This is a genomic window from Pseudomonadota bacterium (assembly GCA_011049115.1).
GTDB lineage: Bacteria > Desulfobacterota > Anaeroferrophillalia > Anaeroferrophillales > Tharpellaceae > DSCM01.
Window position 1 is genome coordinate 16,425 of the sequence record DSCM01000007.1, and the last position, 24,685, is coordinate 41,109.

At 55.8% G+C, this 24,685-nt stretch carries 23 protein-coding genes; 17 read left to right on the forward strand and 6 right to left on the reverse strand.

Going from position 1 to position 24,685, the window contains the following annotated elements; genetic code table 11:
• Positions 1-149: 149 nt before the first annotated feature.
• The 13 genes from ENN66_00715 to ENN66_00775 all read left to right on the forward strand — a co-directional run bounded on the left by ENN66_00715 (position 150) and on the right by ENN66_00775 (position 13,605).
• A complete protein-coding gene (locus ENN66_00715) occupies positions 150-1,121 on the forward strand; it encodes a hypothetical protein (protein HDS15155.1) in 972 nt (323 codons plus the stop codon).
• Positions 1,057-2,160, forward strand: a complete 1,104-nt coding sequence (locus ENN66_00720; GenBank protein ID HDS15156.1) for a hypothetical protein — start codon at positions 1,057-1,059, stop codon at positions 2,158-2,160. The genes ENN66_00715 and ENN66_00720 overlap by 65 nt, the downstream gene beginning before the upstream one ends.
• 25 nt (positions 2,161-2,185) lie before the next feature.
• Positions 2,186-3,703 (forward strand): hypothetical protein, encoded by a 1,518-nt coding sequence (locus tag ENN66_00725; GenBank protein ID HDS15157.1) that lies wholly within the window; start codon positions 2,186-2,188, stop codon positions 3,701-3,703.
• 17 nt (positions 3,704-3,720) lie between these two features.
• Positions 3,721-3,912, forward strand: a complete 192-nt coding sequence (locus tag ENN66_00730; GenBank protein ID HDS15158.1) for a hypothetical protein — start codon at positions 3,721-3,723, stop codon at positions 3,910-3,912.
• 33 nt (positions 3,913-3,945) lie between these two features.
• A complete protein-coding gene (locus tag ENN66_00735; GenBank protein HDS15159.1) occupies positions 3,946-5,436 on the forward strand; it encodes an AAA family ATPase in 1,491 nt (496 codons plus the stop codon).
• A 20-nt stretch (positions 5,437-5,456) separates the two neighbouring features.
• Entirely contained in the window at positions 5,457-5,834 is a 378-nt protein-coding gene (locus ENN66_00740) for a DUF1257 domain-containing protein (GenBank protein HDS15160.1), read from the forward strand.
• Positions 5,835-5,838: 4 nt separating this feature from the next.
• Positions 5,839-6,036: a DUF2997 domain-containing protein gene (locus ENN66_00745; protein HDS15161.1), complete on the forward strand. Its 198-nt coding sequence runs from the start codon at positions 5,839-5,841 to the stop codon at positions 6,034-6,036.
• Positions 6,037-6,392: 356 nt separating this feature from the next.
• A complete protein-coding gene (locus ENN66_00750; protein HDS15162.1) occupies positions 6,393-6,809 on the forward strand; it encodes a hypothetical protein in 417 nt (138 codons plus the stop codon).
• Positions 6,810-7,179: 370 nt separating this feature from the next.
• Entirely contained in the window at positions 7,180-7,389 is a 210-nt protein-coding gene (locus ENN66_00755) for a hypothetical protein (GenBank protein HDS15163.1), read from the forward strand.
• Positions 7,390-7,433: 44 nt separating this feature from the next.
• Positions 7,434-8,576 carry a hypothetical protein gene (locus ENN66_00760; GenBank protein ID HDS15164.1) on the forward strand — a complete coding sequence of 381 codons (1,143 nt, stop codon included), beginning with the start codon at positions 7,434-7,436 and terminating at the stop codon, positions 8,574-8,576.
• A gap of 63 nt (positions 8,577-8,639) precedes the next feature.
• A complete protein-coding gene (locus ENN66_00765) occupies positions 8,640-9,542 on the forward strand; it encodes a hypothetical protein (GenBank protein ID HDS15165.1) in 903 nt (300 codons plus the stop codon).
• Between the two features lie 34 nt (positions 9,543-9,576).
• Positions 9,577-9,954 (forward strand): hypothetical protein, encoded by a 378-nt coding sequence (locus ENN66_00770; GenBank protein HDS15166.1) that lies wholly within the window; start codon positions 9,577-9,579, stop codon positions 9,952-9,954.
• A gap of 33 nt (positions 9,955-9,987) precedes the next feature.
• On the forward strand, positions 9,988-13,605 hold the full coding sequence (locus tag ENN66_00775; protein HDS15167.1) for a hypothetical protein: 3,618 nt from the start codon (positions 9,988-9,990) through the stop codon (positions 13,603-13,605).
• A gap of 121 nt (positions 13,606-13,726) precedes the next feature.
• Here the strand turns inward: ENN66_00775 and ENN66_00780 are convergent, their stop codons facing one another.
• From ENN66_00780 to ENN66_00805, 6 genes are all read right to left on the reverse strand, one after another.
• Positions 13,727-14,353, reverse strand: a complete 627-nt coding sequence (locus tag ENN66_00780) for an arginine N-succinyltransferase (protein ID HDS15168.1) — start codon at positions 14,351-14,353, stop codon at positions 13,727-13,729.
• A 430-nt stretch (positions 14,354-14,783) separates the two neighbouring features.
• Complete coding sequence (locus ENN66_00785; protein ID HDS15169.1) at positions 14,784-16,085, reverse strand: hypothetical protein; 1,302 nt, start codon at positions 16,083-16,085, stop codon at positions 14,784-14,786.
• Between the two features lie 168 nt (positions 16,086-16,253).
• A complete protein-coding gene (locus tag ENN66_00790; GenBank protein HDS15170.1) occupies positions 16,254-16,445 on the reverse strand; it encodes a hypothetical protein in 192 nt (63 codons plus the stop codon).
• 57 nt (positions 16,446-16,502) lie between these two features.
• The gene (locus ENN66_00795; protein HDS15171.1) at positions 16,503-17,096 is read right to left on the reverse strand and encodes a hypothetical protein; all 594 of its coding nucleotides are present in this window, start codon (positions 17,094-17,096) and stop codon (positions 16,503-16,505) included.
• Positions 17,097-17,108: 12 nt separating this feature from the next.
• A complete protein-coding gene (locus ENN66_00800; GenBank protein ID HDS15172.1) occupies positions 17,109-18,797 on the reverse strand; it encodes a hypothetical protein in 1,689 nt (562 codons plus the stop codon).
• Between the two features lie 58 nt (positions 18,798-18,855).
• Positions 18,856-19,683, reverse strand: coding sequence for a hypothetical protein (locus tag ENN66_00805; GenBank protein HDS15173.1), 828 nt, complete (start codon positions 19,681-19,683; stop codon positions 18,856-18,858).
• 371 nt (positions 19,684-20,054) lie between these two features.
• Here ENN66_00805 and ENN66_00810 point away from each other — a divergent pair, with 371 nt between their 5' ends.
• The 4 genes from ENN66_00810 to ENN66_00825 all read left to right on the forward strand — a co-directional run bounded on the left by ENN66_00810 (position 20,055) and on the right by ENN66_00825 (position 24,658).
• A complete protein-coding gene (locus tag ENN66_00810; GenBank protein HDS15174.1) occupies positions 20,055-21,155 on the forward strand; it encodes a tRNA guanosine(34) transglycosylase Tgt in 1,101 nt (366 codons plus the stop codon).
• Positions 21,156-21,169: 14 nt separating this feature from the next.
• Positions 21,170-21,871: a glycosyltransferase family 2 protein gene (locus ENN66_00815; GenBank protein ID HDS15175.1), complete on the forward strand. Its 702-nt coding sequence runs from the start codon at positions 21,170-21,172 to the stop codon at positions 21,869-21,871.
• 244 nt (positions 21,872-22,115) lie between these two features.
• Entirely contained in the window at positions 22,116-23,591 is a 1,476-nt protein-coding gene (locus ENN66_00820; protein ID HDS15176.1) for a glycosyltransferase, read from the forward strand.
• Positions 23,588-24,658 carry a (Fe-S)-binding protein gene (locus tag ENN66_00825; protein ID HDS15177.1) on the forward strand — a complete coding sequence of 357 codons (1,071 nt, stop codon included), beginning with the start codon at positions 23,588-23,590 and terminating at the stop codon, positions 24,656-24,658. Before ENN66_00820 ends, ENN66_00825 begins: the two co-directional genes overlap by 4 nt.
• Positions 24,659-24,685 lie beyond the last annotated feature (27 nt).

Here is a 24,685-nt window from a genome sequence, read left to right on the forward strand (position 1 = left end):
AGCTCGATTTCCCGGCTGACTTCGCAAGACCAAACCTTTTACCGTACACGCTGCCTGCCCATGACCCGCCCAAAAACGCCAAATAAAAACCGCAGGCCCGGTTCCAATGGACCGTTGCTTTATTCCGGAAGCGGATAAACAACCTGACCATGCGACAACTGCTGCCTTCATCCGCGATCATCAACGATCTCCTCACCGAAAATTGGGAGTTGCGCTGGCGGGTTTTTGAAATCTTCAACCAGATCCAGCTCGACTTGCGTAATTACGCTCGTTCCTCACGGGAATACAAAGAAGCTGTCAGTCTGTGCCTGGAGATGGCCAACCGCCTGAACGGCCCCAGCGATATCAATCTTCACCTGATTCTGATGGCGGCCTGGCTTCTGGGCAACAGTCATTTCCTGCTGCTCGTCCTGGAAAAGATCGGGGTCGATGATCCGGAAATCAACGACCCGGAGACCGTCAGACTCAAAAAACCGCTGCTCAACAATCAACCTCAGGCCTCTCTGTTCGCTTATTTTGCCTCCCTGCTGCAACGCGGTAAAGCGGTCGACGCCACCACGGCCTGCGCGGTCAAAATCTTTCCCGCCGACCTTGCCCTACGTCTGCTCAGCGTTATTACCGACCCGGCGCCGCGGCGCGACGGTTTAAACCAGCTGAAGCATCTGTATCCGCAGCTTTTTTTCAACCAACAACTCCTCGGCGACCCTTCCCGGCTCGTCCGCCAAACCGAGTTTTTCGATTTTATCGGGCCGCCCACGGATAACGCCGAACGCGAGCGACTCTGCGCACTGCTCGAAAAGACATTGTCCTCTCGGGATAAGGACCAGGAGGAAGATATCATCCGGCTTATCGGTCGCCTGCGCCTGGACGAGTTTCAACCCCAGCTGCTGGCCCGCCTCAATGACAATCCCGCCGTCGCAACGGCCCTGGCCGAACTCGGGGTCCGGGGAGGGCTGTCGACAACTTCTGAAAAACGGCAGATCCTGGCGACGGAAAAAAAGAGAGGAAGCACTCTGCCACCTGGCCGGTTGTCAGGATGCAAAAACCGTTGCACTCTTGCGCGATCGCGCTCTGCGCGGCGGCCCCGACGAGCAACAGCTGGCCCTGACCGCCCTGGGTAAAATGCGCAGCTCCGCAGCCCTGAAGGTCTTACTGGAGACTCTTGCCGAAAGCCGCCGCCCTGAAAAGACAAAAGCCGTCCTGCGGGCCCTGTCCGGACCACCCTGGCCCGGAGAAAGCGCCGACGCGGCAAAGCAACTGGCCCGCCGGGCGGAAAACATAGAACTCTATCCCGAGCTGCTCAAGGCCCTGGCCGCCCTTGAATGCAACCAGGACTGGACGGATCTTCTGGCCTCCTGTAAAAGCCCACTGCAGCAACCTCATTACCGGGAAATCGCGCTCTTCATGTGCCGCCAGGCCCAGCGCCCGCAAATCCGTAAGCAACTGCTCAGTCTGCTTGAAGATCCCGACTGGAATTTTTCCTATCGTCTGCTCAACCTGCTCTCCCCCCATTTCAGAAGCGATGATATTCCAACCCTCCTGAACCTGCTTAAAGACCGGGAAGAACGCCGGGCCCTGACCATCCAGGAACGTTTAACCAGAGGACAGGATCTCGAAAAGATAAACTCCGCCCTGACTGAATTTCTCAACCAACATCCGGAAATCGCCCACCTCGTCCTGACCAGGCTGTTGTTCGACATCGCCGCGGGAAACATGCCGACAAACCTGGAGCTGCTGACACAGGTCCACGGCCGGCCGCCGGAGCTTCAGGCCTTGCTGCTGGGCCAGCAACCCGACAGTGAACCCGATTTCCCGTTGCTGTTGGCGGCCGGACAGCTCTCTGAAATCATGGTTGACGGCAGCGATTGTTTTGCGCTAGTAGTACACCGTACCCGGCGCTACAGCGGCTTTTTTCGGGAGGCGGTCAACAGCATACTGCACCAGCTGCTGGAACAGGAAAGGGAACTGGCTGAGTTTCAGAGCCTGCCCATCCTGAATCGCATCATCGATTTCATTCGCGGCCAACCCCATTACCCGGATCTGCGGGAAAAGGTGCTGGCGCGCATTATCCGGATTACCCGTAACTGCAGAGAGCTCAAGGTCTTCAGCGAAGCCTCGCAGACCCGCGATCTCAAGATCATAAAGATTCGCAAACCATAAAAAGAAGCCAAACCCAGCTAAAGTTATGGCCAGGAACATCTCGATATTTTTCAACAACGTCAATCTTCAGGTTTACAGCCAGGACGAGGAAAACGGCCGCGTCGAGTCGGTCCATCTGGGGGAGATTTCAACAACGGTTGAAATCAACACTCAGGCCGGGCCGGAGAAGATCCACCTGATTCCAGCCATGATCTGTTATGGCGAACGCATCTACTGCGGCCAGGAGGTTTTTACCCACAAGAAATTCAACTCGCAGGCGACCTTTCGCTACATGAAGCAGTACATGAGCAAGAAACAGTACCTGCCGCGCATCATCGGCGACCAGGAAATCAGCACCTTTCAGGCCGCCACCGACCTTTTGATCAATATCATCGATCGACTCCACAGCCTGTACGGCAAGGATCAGATCGCAATGATCGTTTTCATCGTCCAACCGCTCAATTTTTCCGTTTTCGCCTCGACCATCGAAGAGTTTTGCCTGCGTATCGGCCTGATCAACTATAAAATCGTGGATGAGGCGGTCTGCGCCCTGCTCGGTTACGACCTCGCCAACCAAACCGATCAACATCTTATTTATCTGCAATCCGGCTACACCACCATAGACCTTTATCTGGTCAAGATCGTGGAAAGCAGCCATGAGCCCCGCCTGCAGAGCGTCATCATCTGCAGCATGCACAAAAACTATGGTGCCGTCGATATCGACAAGGTGATTCAGGACTATTTCGCCGAGCAGACTCCGCTCACCCTGAAAAAAGCCCGGGAAATCCGGGATCGACTCAACATCAAGCCCCTTTTTCAGGAAAACATCGACGGCATCGAGTTACGTCTGACTCGCGACGAACTTCATGCGATGCTCGACTGCAAAGGCTACGGGAAAGAGCTCAAGGTTCTGTTACGCGACCTTTTCGACCTCGCTTCCGGCTTCGGGGTCACCTACGAAAATATCAGGTATGTTCTCGGAGCGGGACTGAGCCTGCCGACCTTTTACTACAACAATATCATGCGTAAATTTTTCGGTCCCAAGTTTCTGAGCGCCAAAGCCCATGAAACCATTCCGATCGGAGCCTTGCGCTATCTCAAAAAAGGCGACCGCCAGGCCACCATCAAAGCCAACTACGCCCTCCGCAGCCGCACAACCAAGGGGGACGGCTACCGTTTCGACATCATTATACCCAAGGGCACTCCTTACCCGACCCAGAACGGAGTAACCAGCGTTATCGCCAATGGTTTTTTCGCCGGCCAACTTGAAGTCGAACTCGACATCTTTCGCATGGATCGCCCCGAAAGCAGCAGTGATCGCGAGATCGTCATTGATGGCGCGGGACGCATGCATCTTGAAGAAAATCTGGGCGAAGAACAGCAGTCTTTCATCAACGAAGCCCGGCCCGAGATTATTCCACTTGATCCGCCGGCAATGGACAACGAGCAGCGCCTGGAGATCACCTTCGACATCAGTCTCAATTGTGACCTGCTGATCACGGTCAAGGACCTGCGTCGCAATCAGACGATCTGGAAAAGAAAGAAATCCGTTCGCCTGGACTAAAGTTTGAGGAGTGTAACGTGGATAAAAAGTCCCTTCCACCGACCAGCGGCATGTGCGAAAACAATAATATCCATATCCGCATCACGGAAACCGGAGAAATATGTGCCTGGGGACTGAACGCCGAAGGCGAGAAATTGCTTTTCCGACTGACCGGAAATTTCGCCTTGGTTAATAAATTCGAACATATGTCTTTCAACCTCTGCGGTTGATTTGACCTTTTGCCCATGGCCGGGAGATGACCAATGACCTTTCTTGAACGCTTCAACACCACGATTCGCAGCAATCATTCCCTGATCAACGTCATCACCTATGAAGAGGCCCGTTTTCTCTCCATGGTCGCTGAATCGCCGTTTTTCAAGGACAAGAATATCATTACCTGGGATTTGGCCGACGGTTTCAACCCGATCAAGGGGGACATGCCCGGCATCAAGAATAAGGAACGCCCCGACCCCATCAACTGCCTGCTGGAAATCAAGAAATTCAGCGGCAGCGCCATCTTTATTCTGCGGGATTTCCACCTGCACTTTCGCGAAAGCATTATTTTACGCTCCCTGCGCAACCTCAACCATGATCTTCAGTTCACCAGAAAAACCATCGTCCTGACCACTCCCAGCCCGTCTCTGCCCCTGGAACTGCGGGAGGATATCTGCCAGATCGAACTGGAGCTGCCCGGCTACCTCGAAATCGAGAAGGAACTTGACAGCGTCGTCCTCAGCACCTCCCAAAGAAAACCGCCGACGCCGCAATTGAAAGAAAAAATCATTGAATCCACACTGGGCCTGTCGATGGTCAATATCAAGAATCTTTTCTCAAGAATCATCATTATCCACGGGGCCATCGATGAACGAGCCATTGAAATCATTCTGCAGGAAAAACGCGGGATCATTAAAAAGGGAGAAATTCTTGAATTTTTTCCGGTCCAGGAAAGCCTTAACGATATCGGCGGCCTCGAAAATCTCAAGGCCTGGCTGCGCAAACGCAGCCAGGTTTTCACTCACAAAGCCAAGGATTACGGCCTGCCCGCTCCCAAGGGCATCCTGATCATCGGTATTCAGGGAACCGGTAAAAGCCTGACCGCCAAAGCCACCGCCGGTCTCTGGAAGCTGCCGCTGTTACGCATGGACCTGGGCAAGGTTTTCGGCAGCCTCCTCGGCGAATCGGAACAGAACCTGCGCCAGGCGATTCAGCTGGCGGAAACCATCTCACCCTGCATTCTCTGGGTCGACGAGCTGGAAAAAGCCTTCTCCGGATCCTCCGGCGCGGCCGGCGACAGCGGGACATCGGCTCGAATTTTAGGAACCTTTCTCACCTGGATGCAGGAAAAAACCAAACCCGTCTTTATCATCGCCACCGGCAACGACGTCGCGCAACTCCCCCCCGAACTCATGCGCAAGGGCCGTTTCGATGAAATCTTTTTCGTGGATCTGCCCTCAACCACGGAGCGCCAGGCCATCTTCAAGGTCCTGCTCGAAAAAGTCCGTCCCGTCATTCGCCAGTTCAATCTTGAAAAACTGGCTCAGGCCACCACCGACTACAGCGGCGCCGAGATCGAACAGATCATCTATGACGCGATGTTCAACGCCTTTGACGAAAACCAGCGCGAGTTCACGGAAACCGACATCCTCGCCAGTGTCAGCGAAATCATTCCCATTTCCCGACTGATGAGTGAAAAAATCAATGCCCTGAAAGCCTGGGCGGCGCAACGCACCCGCAAAGCCAACAGCGAGAACTAACTATCTGCCAGGAGGCCGTTATGTCCCATTTCACCAAGATCAAAAGCAAAATCGCGGACAAGATTTTTCTGAAAAAAGCGATCAGCGACATGGAGCTGGAATACCAGGAAGGCAAACTCAAGGCCAAGGGCTGGCTCTGGAAAAAAGAAAAGGCCGATCTTATCATTCCCACCAAGAGCGGTTATGATATCGGTTTTCGCTTTAACGGCGAAACCTTTGATGTGGTGGCCGACTGGGATTCGATCAAGGATGTCGACCAAACCACCTTCATGAATACCCTGAATCAGCGCTACGCCTACAACGTGGTCAGGGATACCCTGGCCCAGCAGGGCTTTCTGCTGACCAACGAGGAAAATGAGGCCGGAACCATCAATATGACCCTGAGCCGGGAGGTCTAGGACCATGGAAAAAATCAAGATTAAAATCGGCGTCGACGGCGCTGTCGACCTGCAACTGGCGGGTTTTGAAGGCGGTAAATGCCTTGAGGTCACCAAACTGCTCGAAAACCTGCTCGGCAACGAGATCGTTGAACGCAAAATGACTAGCGAATTCTACCTGACTGAAACGATTGAACAGGAAAGCAAAATTTCCAGTTCATGAAACTATCAGAAAAAAACCGGGGAGAGCAGCCTTTTTAATAACACAGTTCCGCCGCGGACTCAGGAAAACTGATACCAATGAATAGCCGACTACGGGTAGCGAGACCCTCAACCTGAAATCGGCATTTCAACCTGTACCCGAAGGCGTATGGTCGCAAACAGGCACTCTTCTCAGATCATTTTCTTGTTTTTTTTCAAACCGAAGCTGATCTGCGGCACCCAAAAGCTTGACAATTCAGCTTGACAATTTGGACCGATGCGCTATATATTATGGTGTAAACTTGAGATTTTTTTCATAAACCAAGCGGCGCCCTTCAGTTTAAGCCGCCTTTAAGCACATCCTTTGCGGAGATAGAAATGACGGCCGCCCGCCACAGAAATTACCGCCGCGATTACGCTTTCAGCCAGACGCAGGAAGCCGCCGGTTTTATTGAGATCATACAGAAAATTCCGACTTTAACCAAGATCGGAGCCATTTTCCTGGTCATGGGTAAATTCATCGGCGTTCTTGCCATTCCGGCCGCTTTTATCCCCTCGCTCAACGTTCTGGTCATTCCCTTGATCGTGACCTGGGGTTCTTTTGTTTTTCTTTCCATCGCGCTCTGCTCGGTTGATCATTTCCGCAGAAAGAAACTCCAGAGCAATGCGGACAAAATGGAACTCATTTCCGCCATGATCGACGAAACCCCAGAGCTGAGGGAGCGTCTGCAGGCGGAGCTGGAGCACAACCAAGACGGTTCCGCCGTCATTATCCCGTTGGCAGTCGGCCACTAACAGCACCGCGGCGTGACCATGCCGGGTAAAAAAAACGCCTCCGAAACACGGAGGCGTTTTTTTTTACCGTTCGTACGCCCGCCAAAGATCGGTCCGGACCTTGCGACCGCCATCGAGCTCACAGACCATATCCCCCCAAAAAAACAACCCCCACTTTCATCCCTCGGGGAAACCACAGCTTCAATGAAAAAGCATTTGTATAAAAAAACCAAATAAACCGGTAGATTTTTTCACGATTTCTTAAGGTTTTTACTTAACCAACAAGATCGATTAATATAATCTAATCCCCCGGAAATAAAGATAAGATAAAACCAGATAAATTCGATACCCCGAACGCCACTCCGAAACATTTTAGCAGAGGATTCATTAGATGGCTGGATTACCAAGGCACTACCTAACCCTGGTCGCGGGACTGTTTCTGGGCGGGCTGCTGCTGGCCGCGCCCGGCTGGGCCCTGGAATTGGGCCAGGCCGATATCTCCCTGAAAAACACGAGCAAATACCGAATTCAGTGGTCGGACGCTCCGACTGTAGCGCTAACCGTGGATGAAGACCGGGATCAGGATTTTTTACAACCCTGACCGCCGACGTCAAATGGCGAGAAAGCGGTTTAAGCTTTGCGGGTATGGCCACTTACGCCAAGGATCTGGACGGCACCCGGCAGGGTTCGGTCTTCCAGGATTACACCGACAGCCGCGGCAGCCACCGCCAGGATTTTGAATGTTACTATGCTTACCTTGAGAAAAGCTCCATATTCACAAAAGGTCTGACCCTGCGCGCCGGGCGCCAATATGCTTACGGCGCCGAAACCATCCATTTCGACGGCCTTTCGGCCCGCTACGAGAAACCCGCCTGGCTCGGACTGGAAATCGAATCCTTCGGCGGCCGGGCGGTGCAGCACTACAGCCGGCCGAGTCCCGACGGCATCGGCGGCGCCAACCTGCGCCTTCGGCCCTTGCCCGGCCTGGTGATTGACTTGAACGCGGTAATTTTCGAGGAGACCTCCTGGGAAACCGCCATCTTCTGGCAGCCTTCCGATCTGTGGAAATTCCGCAGTCGGATTGCCTTTATCAATGACCATACCCGTTTTTTCGACTGCGGCCTGGAAACCACCCTGGCCGCGACCGGCACGGTGCTCGATTTTTCCCTGTATCGTCGCTATGCCATCGCTTCCCAAGCTGATTTTCTCTTTGATTTCAGCTACACCGTTGATGAAGCCTTAAGTTCGGAATTCAATCGTCTTTATCTGATGCAGGAAGAGGGCTACCTTGAATTTGATTTTCGCCTCAGTCAGCCCCTGCCGATTTTACCGGGCTGCACAATTTATACCCGCTATACCAATCGCAGTCTGGCGCACGGCGAAAACGAGAATCTCTATAATACCGATTTCCAACGCCTTACCGCCGGTTTTGACCTACTTGACAGTTTGGGTTGGCATGGTTTTCACGCCGGCGCCGGCGTCAGCTACTGGTGGGAAGACCGCGATCTTTTCTACGAAGGCGAATCGACCTCCTGGTTTGCCGATATCAGCCAAACCCTGTTCCAGCGCCTGGAGCTGGCCGCCGGCTTCTATCACAAAAGAGAAGACGTCAACAGTCTCCTCGAGGACCAGGCTTCGACCAGCTGGCGCCTGGCCCTCGGCTGGCAAACCTGCGCCCATTCCAGGGTTGAAATCGCCTATGAATACGCCCAGGATGATTATTATGAAGATGAGCTCGGGGTTGATCATTTCAACCAGGTTACGGTCAGACTTGATTTTAACTATTAATTGAAGATCATTTTCAGATCCGGACCATCAACCTCTTCTTTTAAGGACGGAACAGGCAACTCCATGAACAAACAAAAGAGAAAGATTTTCCGACTGGGACTTTTCGCAGTTATCTTCGGGGCCTTGATTTTCGGAGCCTGCAAAACCTCGGTCGGACTTAAATTCAGTCACCGCTTTCACATTCTCGAGCAGGAAACCGGCTGCGAGCAGTGCCACAAAAAAAATGCCGCCGGCGACTTCGCCGCGGCCACCATGGCTAATTGCCGGGAATGCCATGAATTCAACCCCGAAGAGCCTTCCCCTGAATGCCTCCTCTGCCATACAACGGAAAGCGCGAAAAATGGGTATGCAATCACCCCGGCCGGCAAACCTGGAGGTATGGCCGATCTGATTTTCAGCCACGAGACCCACGCCGATCTGAGCTGCGACAACTGTCACAACGAGATCACCAAAGAGCGAGGGCTGAACTTCGGGCCGAACATGGCGAGCTGCCTTGACTGCCACCGGAAACAGGAAGGGCCACAGGACTGTGAAGCCTGCCACGAACAGATCAGAGCTGAAAACGCTCCGCCCGATCATGCCGGAGACTGGGAGAAAAAACACGGCTTTGCTTCCCGGCTGTCAACCGCCTGCGCCTACTGCCACTCCGATCGCCAGGCCTTCTGCGAGAACTGTCACCGCACGGAAAAACCCACTGATCACAATTTCGGTTGGAAAACCACCGGGCATGGCGTTGAAGCCGGACACGACCGGCGCGGTTGCGCGGTCTGTCATGACGCCGGTTACTGCATTGACTGCCACAAACACCAGAAGCCGGTTTCGCACTTTCGGGGAGACTGGATGAGCTATCAGCGCGAAAACGGCCACAGCGAAGCCGCCCGGCGTAATTTTCGCAGCTGTAATGTCTGCCACGAAACCGGCGACTGCATGGACTGTCACAAGGGCATAATTTTACGCAAAAAATGATCTTTTCAGATATTTCAATTTCAGGAGGGTTTTAATGAAAAAAACAGCATTATTTGTGGTCGCGCTCTGCCTGCTGCTGCCGACCGTTATCTGGGCCGCTCATCCCCCGGTAGTTCTCTATGACCGTCAGGGCAATCGCATCGTCGATCAACTGGACGAAAGCGACACCGTCACCGCCGCCTCAGGCAGCGTTTACCAGCGCGGTCCGGCCTACAGTCCGAAACAGAGCTGCGGCAAATGCCATGATTACCAGTCGGTGACCAAGGCTTACCATTTCCGCGAAGGGGCCGGCCCCAATGGTGAAAACCTCAGCGATACTTGGGTTTCCGAGAATAAAGACAGCCGCCTTAACAAATACCTCGCCCATGCCTACGGCCATCTGTTAAGTCCAGGCCAATTTGGAGCCTGGTGACCTCCGTCCTACCGCCAGTTGGCGGCCAAAGGCGTGCGCGGCAGTAAGAACAACCCTTTTTCCAGTGAAGGTAAGCCTTATTTCTTCGACCAGGGTACGGCCGACCAGATGGCCACCTGTTATTCCTGTCATCCTGGCGGCGGACCGGCCGAAGGCATTGTCAATAGTGACGGCTCGGTGACCCCCTACGACGATCCCAGCCTGACCCCGTTGCATACCTATGACCGCGATTTCTACGGCTACACCGCCGACGACGTCACCATGGCAATCTACGGCGGTGAAACGATTGCCGAAAGCGTCGCCAATATCGGTGAACCCAAAGCCCACGACTGGGGTCATTCCGGGGTTATGGAAGCCGACTGTCTGCTCTGTCATATCGATCCCGAAAGCAGCTATACCTACCGGGCCGCCGACGGTCTCAAGGTCCAGCCCTTCCGTCCGAGAATGATGATTTTCGCCGAACGCAACCAGGATAATACCGTCAGCCGGATTTCTCTGGGCATGCCCAGCCTGACCGGTCTGCGGAACAGTTCGGCTCTTTATTATTCCAACGATCCTCAGCGCATGGGCCGCCCGACGCCGATGCTGGCCCTGGCCGGCCTGCCCAAGGAAATGGTCGGCGAAATGATGCAGATGTGGGTGGACGGCCTCGCCAACATGGAAGCCCACGGCCTTTCTCTGCCTTTTGCCCTCTACGGCCAGAACGTCCCCAAAATCTGGGATCAGTCCACCGGCATGCTCAAAGCCGAATACTGCGCCAATCCCAACGGCGTCGCCGATGAAATGGGCCGGCTCCAGGGCGCTCAGGCCGGGATCATGGAACTTTTCGGCGGTTTTCTCCAGTATCTGATCGGCAAGAACATTCTCCCGCCCGATGCCGACATGAACATGATGATGGGTGTTTTCTTCAACGATTTCGTCTATGCCTATCAGATCAAATATCCGATGCCGGGCATGGATCAGCTCTTGCCCGTGCCCTACGGCCTGCGCGCTTATGAACCCGGCAAATTCTACACCGACTGGGATAACCCGCATGCCTCGGTCCGCGACTATGTCCGTTCGGGGCTGATCGAAGGCGAGGGCATTCCCTATGCCGGCCGGGTCGGCGAGGAATGGAGCGCCGCCATGTTCGCCATGGGCATGATCATGCAGGGCGACTATACTTATTTTGACCCGACTACCGGTCAACCCGACATGGCCCGGGTCATCGACGATCTGCAGCAGGGCAAACTGCCGGAAAACTACGTCGCTCCGGTCATGCATAAATATCTGCCGTCCTTTTTCGACTTCATCCCGGTCACCGGCCTGATGGGGCTCGATTTCAACGGTGACGGCGCTCCGGTTACCTACGTCCGCATCGATCGTAACGGCGAGGAGTGGCAGCCCAAAGCTTATTACAATATTGCCGACCTCAATGCCGACGGAGCCCTGCCCATGAGTGAGATGTTCGGTGGCGTTGAAGAGCGGAACAGCTGGAAGTGGGTCAAGGTCTGCGGCCAGTGCCATGTCATGACCAAGGACCACGGCAACAGCGAATGGACCTATGGACGCCACTACAATCTCGGCATGCCCTCCGACTGGGTCAAAAACGGCCAATATGTCAACCTGACCGACGATCCCGAGGCCAAGGGCTACGACGTCCATATGTCGAGTCGCAAAATGGGTTGCGGCACCTGTCACTTGCGTGAAGGCGGCAGCCTTGAAAATGTCCATAACTTCAAAAAAGGGGTCGATACAGCCCACATGGTCCGCAACGACCTTGATGCCAACCCCAGACCCAAAAGCTGCGAAGGCTGTCATCTGGCCGGCGAGGACATGCAAGCCGTCAACCCCTCGGCCAGCCACGAAAAGGTATTCGGCGAAAGCACGGGCCGCCACCTGGCCGTCGTCGCCTGTCAGACCTGTCATGTCCCTTATAAAAAATCCTGGCGCTTCCGGGCTTTTGACGATACTTTAGGCTGCTACACCAACTTCGATAATTTGCTGGGTTATAATATTCTGCCCGGAGGCGATGCCAAGGTCATGGCCTTTCCTCTGCCCGCCTACGCCATCGCCCCGGTTTATTCAACCTCCCCGGGTTACGGCATTCCCCATTTTCACATGGTCGCCAACCATCTCGAGGCCGACGGCAAGGGCATCCAGCCCAGTGATTTTCTCTCGCAGATGGCCGATTATTTCTACCAAGACGGCGAGAGTGACCCAGGCCGGCTGGTCAACGGCATGCCGACCAACTTCAAGTTCGATTTCTGGAAATACTTTCTCCAGGCCAATTACGAAGCCTACAAAGCGATGGGTGTGCCCCTGACCTACGATCCGGTCCACGACAATGAGGTTTTCCCGCCGCTCTACTACGCCAACGGCATCAACGGCTATCCCCAGGTGGTCATCGGCAACCCGATCACGGTGATGACCTGGGTTGACACCAATCCCCAACCCGACACCGACATGTCGGATCTACCCTACGGCGGAGCCAAGGTGCTTTATCTTAAGGAAATCAACGCCGCGATCAAAGCCTACCACCGACCGGTGCAGCTCGGCATGGTCGATCCCATGCAGCAGTTCATGATTCCGGCCAACGACCCGACCTGGGCCGCCAACCCCAACGTCGGCAAGATCATTCTCAAAGAAAGCGGCTATGTCATCTTCGATCATAACGGCGACATGTTCCCCGATATCTGGTGGGACGAGGACGTCAAGGCCATGCGGGAAGCCCTGGTCAAGGTGCTCAAAGCCGAAGGCGCGGCCGATCCCAAGCCGGCAATTTTTATGGCGGCCCATTATTTCTCCGACAGTCACGCGGTGCTGCCGGCAGGAAAAGCCCTGGGCGCGCAATCCTGTAACGACTGTCACGGCGATGCCGGCAAGGATGCCGGAGCACACCGGGTTACCGACCGCCTAATCCAGTTTCTGCCCTGGGCGCCGCCCTGGTTCCGGGATGAAAACCGGCTGATGACCTACGATCCGGAGCATGGCATGGTAGCGGCCAACCCCAACGGCCTCTTTCTGGTTAACGGCGAGGTCGCCTACATTCAGCCGCAGATGGCCAACAATATGAGTTTTCTGGGGGCCCGGGCGGATGAGATTCTAAAACTCAGCCATCACCATGCCGAAGAACTTTTCACCCTGACGGCGGAAGGCAGCGTCACCGGAGACCAGATCACCGAGATCGATCCGCAGCTTCTGACCACCCTGGAGCGGTCAACCAGTTATCACCGCCAGGTCGTCAACGGCCCCTGGATGGACAAAACCTACTTCTACATTCCCGAAGAATTAGAGCCCTCTCTGACGGCCTGCGGTTTCACGGTCGGAGGCGAGGAAGAGGTCTACCTCAGCGGTCGTGGTTTTGCCAGGGCCTATGTGCTGCGCTACGAATTGGCTTCACCGCATGAAGCCGAGACCGGTGCGGGGCATGAACATGCACTTCCGGCGACAATTATTCGTCTGCCCTTTACCGGCAGCGAACCCGAAATCTGGACCCTGGGCGAGCATGATACCTTTTTCAGACCGACGACTGCAGCCGAGATTGTCGGTCATCAAGGCGCCTACGTACTGGTCAAGGTTTCGGAGCCGGGCGAATATGTCGCGGTCGAACCGGGCGCCGGCAGCGGCAACCAGTTGCTCTATGACCTGTGGGGAGCCTTTTTCAATTAAATATCACCCTCAATCCCGGCGGCGCGGTTTCTAGTCAAGCCGCCGGGCATAAGAAAAAGCGGGCGATTTCCTTCTTCGGAGACCGCCCGTTTTTTTTTCGCTCGCCAAGATAAAGCGCCGGCTATTCCTTCAGACGCAGGCGCAGCTTTCCGTCACTGACCTTGATTTCCTCCACCCCGGCGGCAAAACTTTTCCAGAAGCCTTCACCGGCGCCGAATGTTTCAACCAGGTCAACATTTTTGAGATTGCCGAGCCAGGCAGCGGGCAGCGGCACCCCCCACAAACTGACGCCGCGCAAGGCGACTAGCGGGCGACCATGCTCAAATCTCAGTTCAAGTCCGGCGCGGGCCCTGATCGTCCGACCACCCAGGAGCGGCAAATCAGACGCCAACGGCAGTATCAGGTCGGCGCTGGCAAGATCGTCGGAAAAATCCAGCACCAGTTTTCGCGCCAGCTCCGGACTGCGCGCCAAAAGAGCGTTAACCTCGCGTTCGCTCAGAACAATCTCGCGGCGTGAACCGGCCTCACTGTGGGGCTGGGGCCTGGGTGTCTCCGCCACCGGGGAAGAAAGAGCCTCCCCCCCACCACTGATGCCTGGCCCCCGTTTTTCCAGATTTTCCATTTTGCCCTGCAACGTCTTCTCTTCCTGAGTGCTGAGATGGACCGGCCTGAACTCGCGCGGAAAGAAAAGCCATCTGGCCGCTCCCAAAAGCAGCGCGCCGCTGAGCAGCACTGCGCAGAAAACAATAAAAAAAAGTCTGAACCAACCGAAGAAAGCTTTTCCTGGCTTCTCAGCCGGCGCCGTCAAATCATCCGGTTCCATTTTCCCTTTACCTCCTTCAGAAATTATCCCGCGGGAAACCACGCCTCGATCACCACCCGGCGCATTTCCGGCAACCGCCGTCAGTCATCACCGATAAAGATCAGACAGGAGGGTATTATCAGAGGAGCTGATCTTTTGCCATAAATTTCCGGCATGAACAGCAGGAATGAGATCGAATCAATAAAATGTAACGCTTCGGCCTGGAGCCTGGCGGTCTGAATAGCCGTAAAAATCCGGTTATTCTGGAGACGTGACCAGATTTCTGCAAGGAATCGGGATCGCGCGGATTGGCTGGATAGTTAGAATAAAATCAAGAGAGCGAACCGTCACAATACTAGACATTCTTTTTGCCGGGCTAACCCCCTGTCCCAGCCAACTGACGCAACCGGCAAGCGAGACTATTGCCGAGAACGGCGAGCAGGGGCAGATAGATGATGAAAGTTACCAGGTAGTTCTCCTGCCAGACGCCGCTCCGCTGATAGTTTTCCAGGACGATATAGGAAAGCGGCAACAGGGAAACAAAACCAAGCAGGGCCGGACTCGGGGCAAAGACCAACAGGGGCAGAAGCCAGAGACCATACCAGGGATGCACCGTGGGGGAAACCAGCAGGAGCCCGGCCAGCAGAGACAGCGCACGCCGGTCGCGGTCGGCAAGGCTTAAGGGTCTGCTATTGATGTAAAGCCAGAAGACCAGGTACGCCCCGGCCAGCACCAGGCGCAAATGGAAATGGTTGGTAAAAAGATAAGTCCCGAGACGATAAAGACCGGCGTTGAAATCCCAGTGTTCCAGATAAGCGCATAAAGAAAAGAATAAGCCGCGCCCGTTGGCATAAAAAGGCAGAAAAAGCAGGAATCCGCCCAGCACTAGCGCCGGCAGCAGGCGCCGCCCGGAAAACTCACGCAGCAGAACCAGAAAAAAATATTTACTGAACACCGCCGCGACCAAACCGCTGACGGCAAGCCACGGCTGGCACCGCTCCTGGGCATGCAGGGCAATGAGCGCCGCCAACATGACCAGAGCCTCATGATGGCCGCTGCCCCAGATTTCGATAATTGCCAGAGGATGCAGAAAATACAGCAACAGATAACGTCGAGATCGGGCGCGCGCTTTGAGACGCAGGCCGATAACCAGGGTCAGAAGCAGGTCACAGAACCCAAGGCAGCTTTTATAAAAAAAAGGGGTGGGCCTGATGGCTGCCACCAGGGCATTGAACAGGGTGGTCAGGGGAGGATAAATTGCCGGATAGTCGGGATGGTTGATCAGGTGGTGCCAGGCCGGCCGCAAGTCGACCAGGGCAGGGTGCGCCGGCGGCAAAAGATAGGGATTTTTTCCCCCGACGGTAACCAGACCTTCCCAGATACAACGGTAGAGGTCGGCTGACAGCAGGGGGTCCTGAAAAAGAAAAAGCAACCTGAGTCCCAACCCGGTGCCGAGCAACCCGAGCAACTCCCCGCGCGTCATTGCCGGCAAGCACCGCAACCAGTAGACATAACTCCCGAGAGCGCCGAGATAGCATACCCAAAAAGCCGGCCAGGAAAATTCAGTCTGACGGCTGAACGCCGCCAGACTAAACCCATACAGCAGCAGAAAAATTAATACGAAAGCCCGTTCCGTAAGCCGAAACAGCCTTCGCGGAATGCCGATAAGTGACCTCATCGGATAATTTCCTGTTTTGCAAAACGAAAATGGTCCGATGAGGCGCTAACCTTCCCGCCGGCAAGCCCAGCCTCCCTCAAGACCGGGTTAACGTCAGTATACCGGCAGAGTGGGGCAGTCATCGATAATCGGATTATCGGCCGACCCCTCGGCCATACTCCAGACATATCAGCCGCCGTCATATAGGTTGTTCTCGGGCCAGCCCATCATGTAACCGTACAGAAAGGTCAAAGCCGCGCGCCAGCCGGTACCGCAATAATGACTGACGGCGCGATCACCGCTGATGCCCTCGGCGGCCCACATCAATTCGACTTCAGTGTAGCTGCGCAGGGTAGCGTCGGCATCGACAAAATCCTCCATCGTCCAGGGCCCGTCCCCGGAATGGCCCCAGAGGGCGCCGGCGATCCGACCGTCGGTCTAAATATAGTCGTAAGGCGCCGTGCAGCCAAGATACTCGTCCCGGGTGCGGATGTCGGCAATGACCGCGTTCGGATGCAGCCCGGCAACGACTTCACGAATGTAATCACTACCGACCAGATACTCAGGATGCAGGGGTTCATCCCGCCCGAACCAGGAAGCCGGAGTCCGCATCACAGCTCCGGCCTGGCCGGCGTAATCGGCCTCCTGCCAGGCCTTGAAGCCGCCGTTCAGAAGCCGGACATCTTCAACTCCGGCATACATCAGCACCCAGGCCAGCCGAGCCGCGGCGGTAACATCGGCACCATAGACAACAACCGTGGTATCAGTGGTGACGCCCATATAGGCGATACCCGGCAACAGATACTGATCCGGACAGATATTCCAGTAATTTTTCGGCAAGGTATCGTCGCTGCGACAGTCGACCAAGGTAAGCTCGGTTCCGGCCAGCCCGGCGCTCACGGTCTCGGCATCGACCACGAGCCGGGCTTCAGGCGCGGCCTCGAAAGCCCCCCCTGCAACCGAAAATCCGGGCGGCAGAATCTCACTCGACAACCCCTTTTCCAGCCAGGCCGGCCAACCACCGTCAAGCAGATGAACATCCCGTCAACCCAGATATTCAAGCATCCAGAAAATCCGCGCCGCCGCACCTAAAGCGGCCCGACCGTCGTCATAAACCACAATCTTCTGCGTTCTTTGCAAACCTTTTTCACTAAGCAGCGCTTCAAGTTCAGCAACGGGTTTCAGATTCATGTTGGCATCAGCGATTTCACCGTGCGGCAGAGAAAGCGCGCCGGGAATATGCCCGGCCTCATAACCGCTGCCGCGGGCATCAATAACCTTCAGCCCAGCATTGCCCAGAGCGGCGGCCAGGTTTTGCGGGCTCAGCAATAGTTCCTCGGCCGCCGGAAACAGAGCCCGGATAATGACCCCGACCAATGCCTCGCGGCTGCGTTCGGCCATCATCATTTTACCGTGCGCCGGCCAGTCGGTTTTGTTGCTGGCATCAGCATCCCAGGCAACCTTGAAGGACGCCAACAAAGCATCGCTGACATCATCATAATAGCGGGCGATCCGGGCCACCGGATCATGAATCAGAACCTTGATCAGACCGGGGCTGACTTCGTGAAAAAGAATGACGGTGGGCAAACTCTGAAAATGCCAGATTCCGGCATGCAACAGCAAAGGATCGGTATAACCATCAAAAACCTGCAGACAGTAAATCGGACCCGCCGCCGTGGAAAAGCAAAGTCGCTGCTGCGGATCGGCCGCGCTTGAACCGTACACATGAATGAAACTGTTTTGAATCAGGGCCTCAATCTCTTCTGAATGATTGACCAGAGCCCAGTCCGGGAAAAAGGTCTTAACCCCGTCGATCTTTTTCCAGCCGTCCTTGATCATGGAAAACTGCGGAAAAGAAAACGTACCCTTGAATACGGTTTTCTCGTCACTCAGATACTGATAATCCAAAATCGCGCCATTGACGGTATAGGGGTGTTCATCCTGGGTCGCAGAGAAAATCTTCACCCCCCCATTCTGCACCGCGCCGACGACATCCGTAATCGAGCTGAAATTATTGCCCACGCCCAATTCGACCTGCGCCACCTCGCGCAAAGCCGGCAACCCGGTGGCCGGCGGCGGGACCAACGGCAATTGCGGATCGTAATAGGCTTCGGGGAAAGCTCCTCGGACGACAGCACAAAGATACTGCCGAGCCGCCAGCAAAAGGCTTTGCATCTCGGCGTCGCAGCCGACAAACTGCCCGGCGTGCAGCAGCGGATCGACGGCGCAGACATGGATAAAGGTCTGTCCGAAATAAGCGTCGGCCATAATGATAAACCGAAACGGCAGGGCCGCGGCGGCCAGCGGGGCCATCCTCAGAAGAGGCTCTTCAAACTCACTGAGCCTGACCTCCAGCAGCCGGGTGCCGGTCGATTCAGCAGTTTTCACGAGCCAGTTGCCGTAGGCATACATCACCGAACCATCCTTGGCCAAGGGCTTGGCCGTGACCCCGGCTGTGGCCAGAACCTCATGACCGGCGCCCTGGAGATAATCACCCAGACGCTGCACCAGGTTATTGATCTGGGCGCTCTGGCTGCCACCGGCGGCCGCCAGAGGCAGGCGGGCGATATCAAGCAGATCCGGCGCCTGATGGCTGAGATGAAGCGGCGGAGGATTTTTGATTCTGACTTTGGAAGAACTCAGGCTCAAAGCCCGGCTCTCCCGGACCCCGGCCGACAGGAAAAGGGAAACAACCGCTAGCATAAAAATCTGTCGCCAAACCTTGCTGTTCATGTGCAATCCTCCCTAAGATTGATAATCATTTACGGGTGAAAATTCCTTGATCTACTCTTCAATACGAATAAATCAGCGCCGAACTGAGCGTGTAACCCGCCGCCGTGTTCTGCCCGGAGAGGGTCGGCTTGTAGGAAAGCTCCAGGCTTAAATGCTGATTGAAGTTGACCCCGAGCGTGGTGTCAAGCGTGATCAGGTCATATTCCGGAGTCAGGGTGATATTGGAATAGGAGGCCCCCTTCTCGGCGTTGTTGGCGCTGAAAATGCAGTCCAGTTTGACGCGGCCATAAAAATATTTGCCGGCGTTACCACCGATTTCGGCCAGCAGACGCCACTCGTCGGCAGGGGCTTTGGTGCGCCAGCGATATGCGGCCTCCAGCCCCAGGTAGAGAGGCAAGGGATAGAGTGATTTACCCAATAAAAGGCGCAGTTCGAAATCGGTCTGGTCGCTGCCCAGACCCGGAACTTCGTCATCGTAAGGCCCGGCGATTTTGGCCAGCCCCTGCAGCGCCAGCACCAGCGGCTCATCGATCAGCTTCCACTTCAGACCGACCTCCAGATCGCCCACCCCGTTGCTCTCGGCCCGAAAATAGTCGTTCTCCTCTTCCAGCCATTTGTAATAGAGGGAACAGATCAGGGTAAGGTCGTCGGTAAGGCCGTATTCCAGGTACCAGTTAAGATTGAGGTCGGTGAATTTCCCATCATAGGCCAGACCGTGACGGTCGGAATCGTCGTCGTAGTAATCCTGACTGACAAAATAGTTCAGAGCCAGCTTGTTATACATACCTTTCTGCCGGTTGGTCCAGGCGCCGGCCCAGGCCAGGCCGTGCAATCCACACAAGAAAATCAGGACCGCCAGGCCGGCGCATAAAAACGATTTTTTCATAACCCCCTCTTCTTCTCAATAAAGTTGCAAGGTCCGGCCGGCGACAGTCGCAGCGCACAAATTCCGGAATTTTCACTCGAATGAGAGCTATCTAATATTTTTTTCCTTCCCCGTCCAATCGATATAACTGATTTTCTCAGGCGTTTCCATCGGTGTCACGGATAGAGGATGCGCCGCCAAGCCCAAACCTGAGCCCAAAAGATCGCCCCGCACCGGATTTTTTTTCAGAGCCGAGTCCCGGACAACAAGATCTCTATTGACAGAAGTGACGGAAAGCAATAGCCTGCGTTTTTCAGCCGCAATGATAAAATGACCGCGCTATGGTCGCCGGCAAGTTTCAACCTCATTATCGATTATCCGAGCTCTCATTCATGTTTAAATTCACGCTGCTCAATGAAGACCCGCATTGCCGCGCCCGCCGCGGCCGACTGCAGACCCCGCATGGCCGACTCGAAACTCCGGTGTTCATGCCGGTCGGCACCCACGCCGCCCTCAAAGCCCTGACCCCGGCCCAAGCCGAGGCCGACGGCGTCGAAATTCTTCTGGCCAACACCTATCACCTGCACCTCAAACCGGGTGCGGGCCTGGTCAAGAAAGCCGGCGGATTGCACCGGTTCATGAACTGGCAACGGCCGATTCTGACCGACAGCGGCGGCTTCCAGGTTTTTTCCCTGCCTAAAAAAAAGATCGGCGAAGACGGGGTTGCTTTCGGTCATGAATTGACCGGCGAGGAAATTTTTCTCGGCCCCAAAGAAGCGGTTCGCATTCAAAACGATCTCGGCGCGGATATCATCATGGCCTTCGATGAATGTATTCCCTATCCCTCCAGCCACGATTATACCGCCCGTTCCATCAAAAAAACCCTCCGTTGGGCGGAAAACTGCCTGCGTGAACACAAGCGCTCCGACCAGGTCCTGTTCGGTATCGTCCAAGGCAGTATTTACGAGGACTTGCGTCGTTCCTGCGCCGCCTCGTTAACCGCGATGGATTTTTTCGGCTATGCCATCGGCGGAGTCAGTGTCGGCGAGGGTCTCGAGCTCCTGACCAGGGTGGTCGATTACACCGAACCGATGTTGCCGAAAAACAAACCCCGCTATCTAATGGGTGTCGGACTGCCGGAAGACATTCTGGAGTCGGTCGAGCGCGGCATGGACATGTTCGACTGCATTATTCCGACCCGCTACGCCCGCAGCGCCACCCTCTTCACCAGTCGCGGTAAAATCCGCCTGACCCACCGTTCCTATCGCCGTGATTTTTTCCCCGTTGATCCGTCCTGTGACTGCTACTGCTGCCGCAACTTCACCCGTGCCTATCTGCACCACCTCTTCAACGCCAACGAGATTCTTTCCGCCACCCTGGCTTCCATCCACAACGTTCGCTTTTACCTGAACATGATGGCCCAGGCCCGGACAGCAATTGAAAACGGCGACTACCCGGCCTTTAAGGCTGAATTTTTGGGAGCCATGCGTTGATAAAGGGGGTTGAGATGTCCGCAACCGAGGTTACGGTCGCGATTATCATTCCGGTGTTGAACGAAGAACAAGCCATCGGCCGCGTGCTCGGTGATCTACCGGCCCATCGGCGAGAACTGGTGATCGTCGTCGATAACGGCAGTTCCGACCGCAGCGCGGCGGTGGCCCGGGCCGCCGGGGCCACCGTGCTCTTTGCTCCGGAACGAGGTTACGGACGCGCCTGCCTGAAAGGCCTGCGCTGGCTTGATGAGCAAAAAATCCACCCTCGGGCGGTAGTGTTTCTGGACGGCGACTACAGCGACTATCCGATCGAAATCGAGCTGTTGCTGCGCCCCCTGCTGGCCGGAGACTTTGATTTCGTCTTAGGTTCGCGCACCCTCAAAAAAACCTCCCGCCGGGCCCTGACCCCGCAGGCCCGTTTCGGCAACCTGCTGGCCACCCGGCTGATCGATCTCTTCTGGGGTTTTTCATACAGCGATCTGGGACCCTTTCGCGCCCTGGATTACGCGCTCCTCAAAAAACTGAAAATGGATGAGCTGACCTACGGCTGGACCGTGCAGATGCAGATTCGCGCCCTCAAAGCCCAAGCCCGGATTCTGGAAATCCCGGTTTCCTACCGCTACCGCATGGGCCGGTCCAAGATCAGCGGCACCGTCAAAGGCACCATCCTGGCCGGTTCCAAGATTCTGGCGACAATCTGGGAGGAACGGCGTTAAAACACAAGCTTACAGCCATCCGCACCTCAATTTTCCGCCCCGACAAAACATCTCCGCTCCGCCTTTCAAAAAAATCTCCAAAAAAGATATCGGCATTTTCTTTCCGTTGCGGCTTTTTCATTGAAAAATCATATTGGCCTAATAATCTTCTTTTTGCTAGGGTTGCAGCTCCTTTTCAGGCAACCCTTAAAAAAAACCGGCATTTTCTCAAAAATTTGACCGGTGACATTAAAAACGAGAAGCGATGCAAGATAATTTTTTTTTCGTCACGGTCGTGATCTACTACGGGCTGCTGATCCTGCTCGCGATTTTCTGCCTGCACCGTTTTTATCTGGTTTTTCTGTACTGGCGGCGGCGACGACCGGACCCGCCATTGCCGGTTATGGCGCCGGATGATTGGCCGACGGTCACCGTGCAATTGCCGCTCTACAATGAAAAATATGTCGCCCGGCGCCTGCTGGAGCATGCCGCCGCCCTGGATTACCCCGCGGACCGCCTGCAGATTCAGGTGCTGGACGACTCAAGCGACGAGACCGCCGACCTGGTTGCCGACATCGTCGCCGAGCTTAGTGCCCAAGGCTGCAACATCGTACATCTGCACCGGCGCGAGCGACAGGGCTTCAAGGCCGGGGCCCTGGCCGCCGGCCTGGCCGACGCCGGCGAGCTGGTCGCCGTTTTCGACGCCGATTTCCTCCCCGCCCCGGATTTTCTCAAACGCAGCGTGCCTTATTTTCAGGATGCGAAACTGGGCATGGTCCAGGCGCGCTGGGAATTCATCAACCGCGACTATTCCTGGCTGACCCGGGTTCAGGCGATGCTGCTCGACGGTCATTTTGTCATCGAACACACGGCCCGCAACCGTTCGGGTCGTTTTTTCAACTTCAACGGCACGGCCGGCATCTGGCGCAGCCGGACGATCACCGAGGCCGGGGGCTGGCGAGCCGATACCCTGACCGAGGATCTGGATCTAAGTTATCGCGCCCAGCTGCGCGGCTGGCGTTTTCTCTACCTCAAGGATCTGACCGTCGGCAGCGAGCTGCCGGAAGATATCAACGCCTTTAAAACCCAGCAACACCGCTGGGCCAAGGGCTCCGCCGAAACCCTGCTCAAACTGGCCCGGCCGCTGCTGAGCAGTCGGCTGCCGCCCGTCGTCAAAGGCGAGGCTTTTTTCCACCTGGCCGGAAATTTCGCCTATCTGCTGCTGCTCGCCCTGTCCCTGGTTATGTACCCTTCCCTGATCGGCCGTTTCCAGCTCCCCTGGCAGCGGCTGCTGCTGATTGACGCGCCTCTGTTCCTGGCCACCAGTTGTTCAATTTCACTCTTTTTTCTGGTCGCCCAGCGCGAGATTCGGCACTTTAATCGCCGCACCCTGATTACCCTGCCGCTCTGCCTGGCTATCGGCGTCGGGCTGGCCATCAACAACGGCAAGGCGGTCCTTGAAGCCCTGCTGCATCAGCGCAGTCCCTTTGTCAGAACCCCGAAATTCAACCTCGCCGAAAGCGGCGGACGAAGACCGAGTTACCGCAGCCACCTGCTCCTGGTGCCGCTGCTGGAAATACTGGTCGGGCTTTACTTCGTCTTGATCATGACCATTTCGGTCCACCTCGGCAAATTCGCTTTGCTGCCCTTTCTGGGACTGTTCGCCTGCGGCTTTGCCGGCAACGGCATATCAAGTCTGATCCATAACCGACGACGATTCTGGGCTTGGAGGACCACATGACCACTACTACTCCCGGAAAACTGCTGACCGACTGTCTCGAATGCAACCGCTGTCTGAAGGTCTGTGATTTTCTTCAACAACACGGCAATCCCGTGCAAATCGAACTGCGTCTGAGCGCCCGGCTGGAAACCAATCTGCCCTACAGCTGCTCCTTGTGTGGGGCCTGCGAAAGCGTCTGTCCGGCCAACATTCCCCTCAAACAATATTTCCTGGCCTGGCGGCAAATCGCCGTCGCGCGGGGGCTGGCCCCCCTACCGGCGCATCGCGGTCTGCTAAATTATGAAAAAATGGTGGCGAGTAAGCTGCTGACCGCGGTCTTTCTTCCGCCCGGAACCGCTCGCGTCCTCTTTCCCGGTTGCGCGGCCATCGGCAAGGCTCCGGCCACCGTCAAAACCTTGTACCGGCAACTGGCCGCCATCCGGCCGGAGGAAAATCTCGGCCTGGTTCTTGACTGTTGTCATAAGATTTCCCATGATCTCGGCCGCCAAAGTTTTTTTCAGGAAAAATTTTTTCGCCTGCGGCAACAGTTGCAGGCGGCCGGAGTTCGGGAAATCATCACCCTCTGCCCGAGCTGTACCGAGATTTTTCGCTCCCAGACGGATTTCACCGTGACTCCGGTCTATCACTACCTGCGCCGACTGCCGCCTGCGGCCGGGGACACTCAGCGATTAGTCCGGGCGGCAGTCCACGATGCCTGTGTGCTGCGCCATGACCGGGAAACCCAGGACGCCGTGCGCGGGCTGTTAAGCGACCGGAAGATTACGCCGGTGCCGCTGGCCCAAGAAAGAAAGCACACTCTCTGCTGCGGCGAAGGCGGTGCCGCCTGGTGCCTCGACCGGAATCTTCCGGAGCGCTTCCGGCAACGCCGTCTTGCCGGACTTACCGACCCGCTGGTGGTTTATTGCTATGCCTGTCGGGATTTTCTTGATCCCGACCACCAGCTCGGCATACGCCACATTCTTGAGATTGTCTGCGGTCCCGAAAAACGCTATGCCGGCTGGCGCAGCTGGCTTAACCGCTTTTTTTTGAAAAGATGGCTGCGGCGGAAACTGGCCCACCGCATTTAACCACCACGTTCGCCGCCAACCCACAAA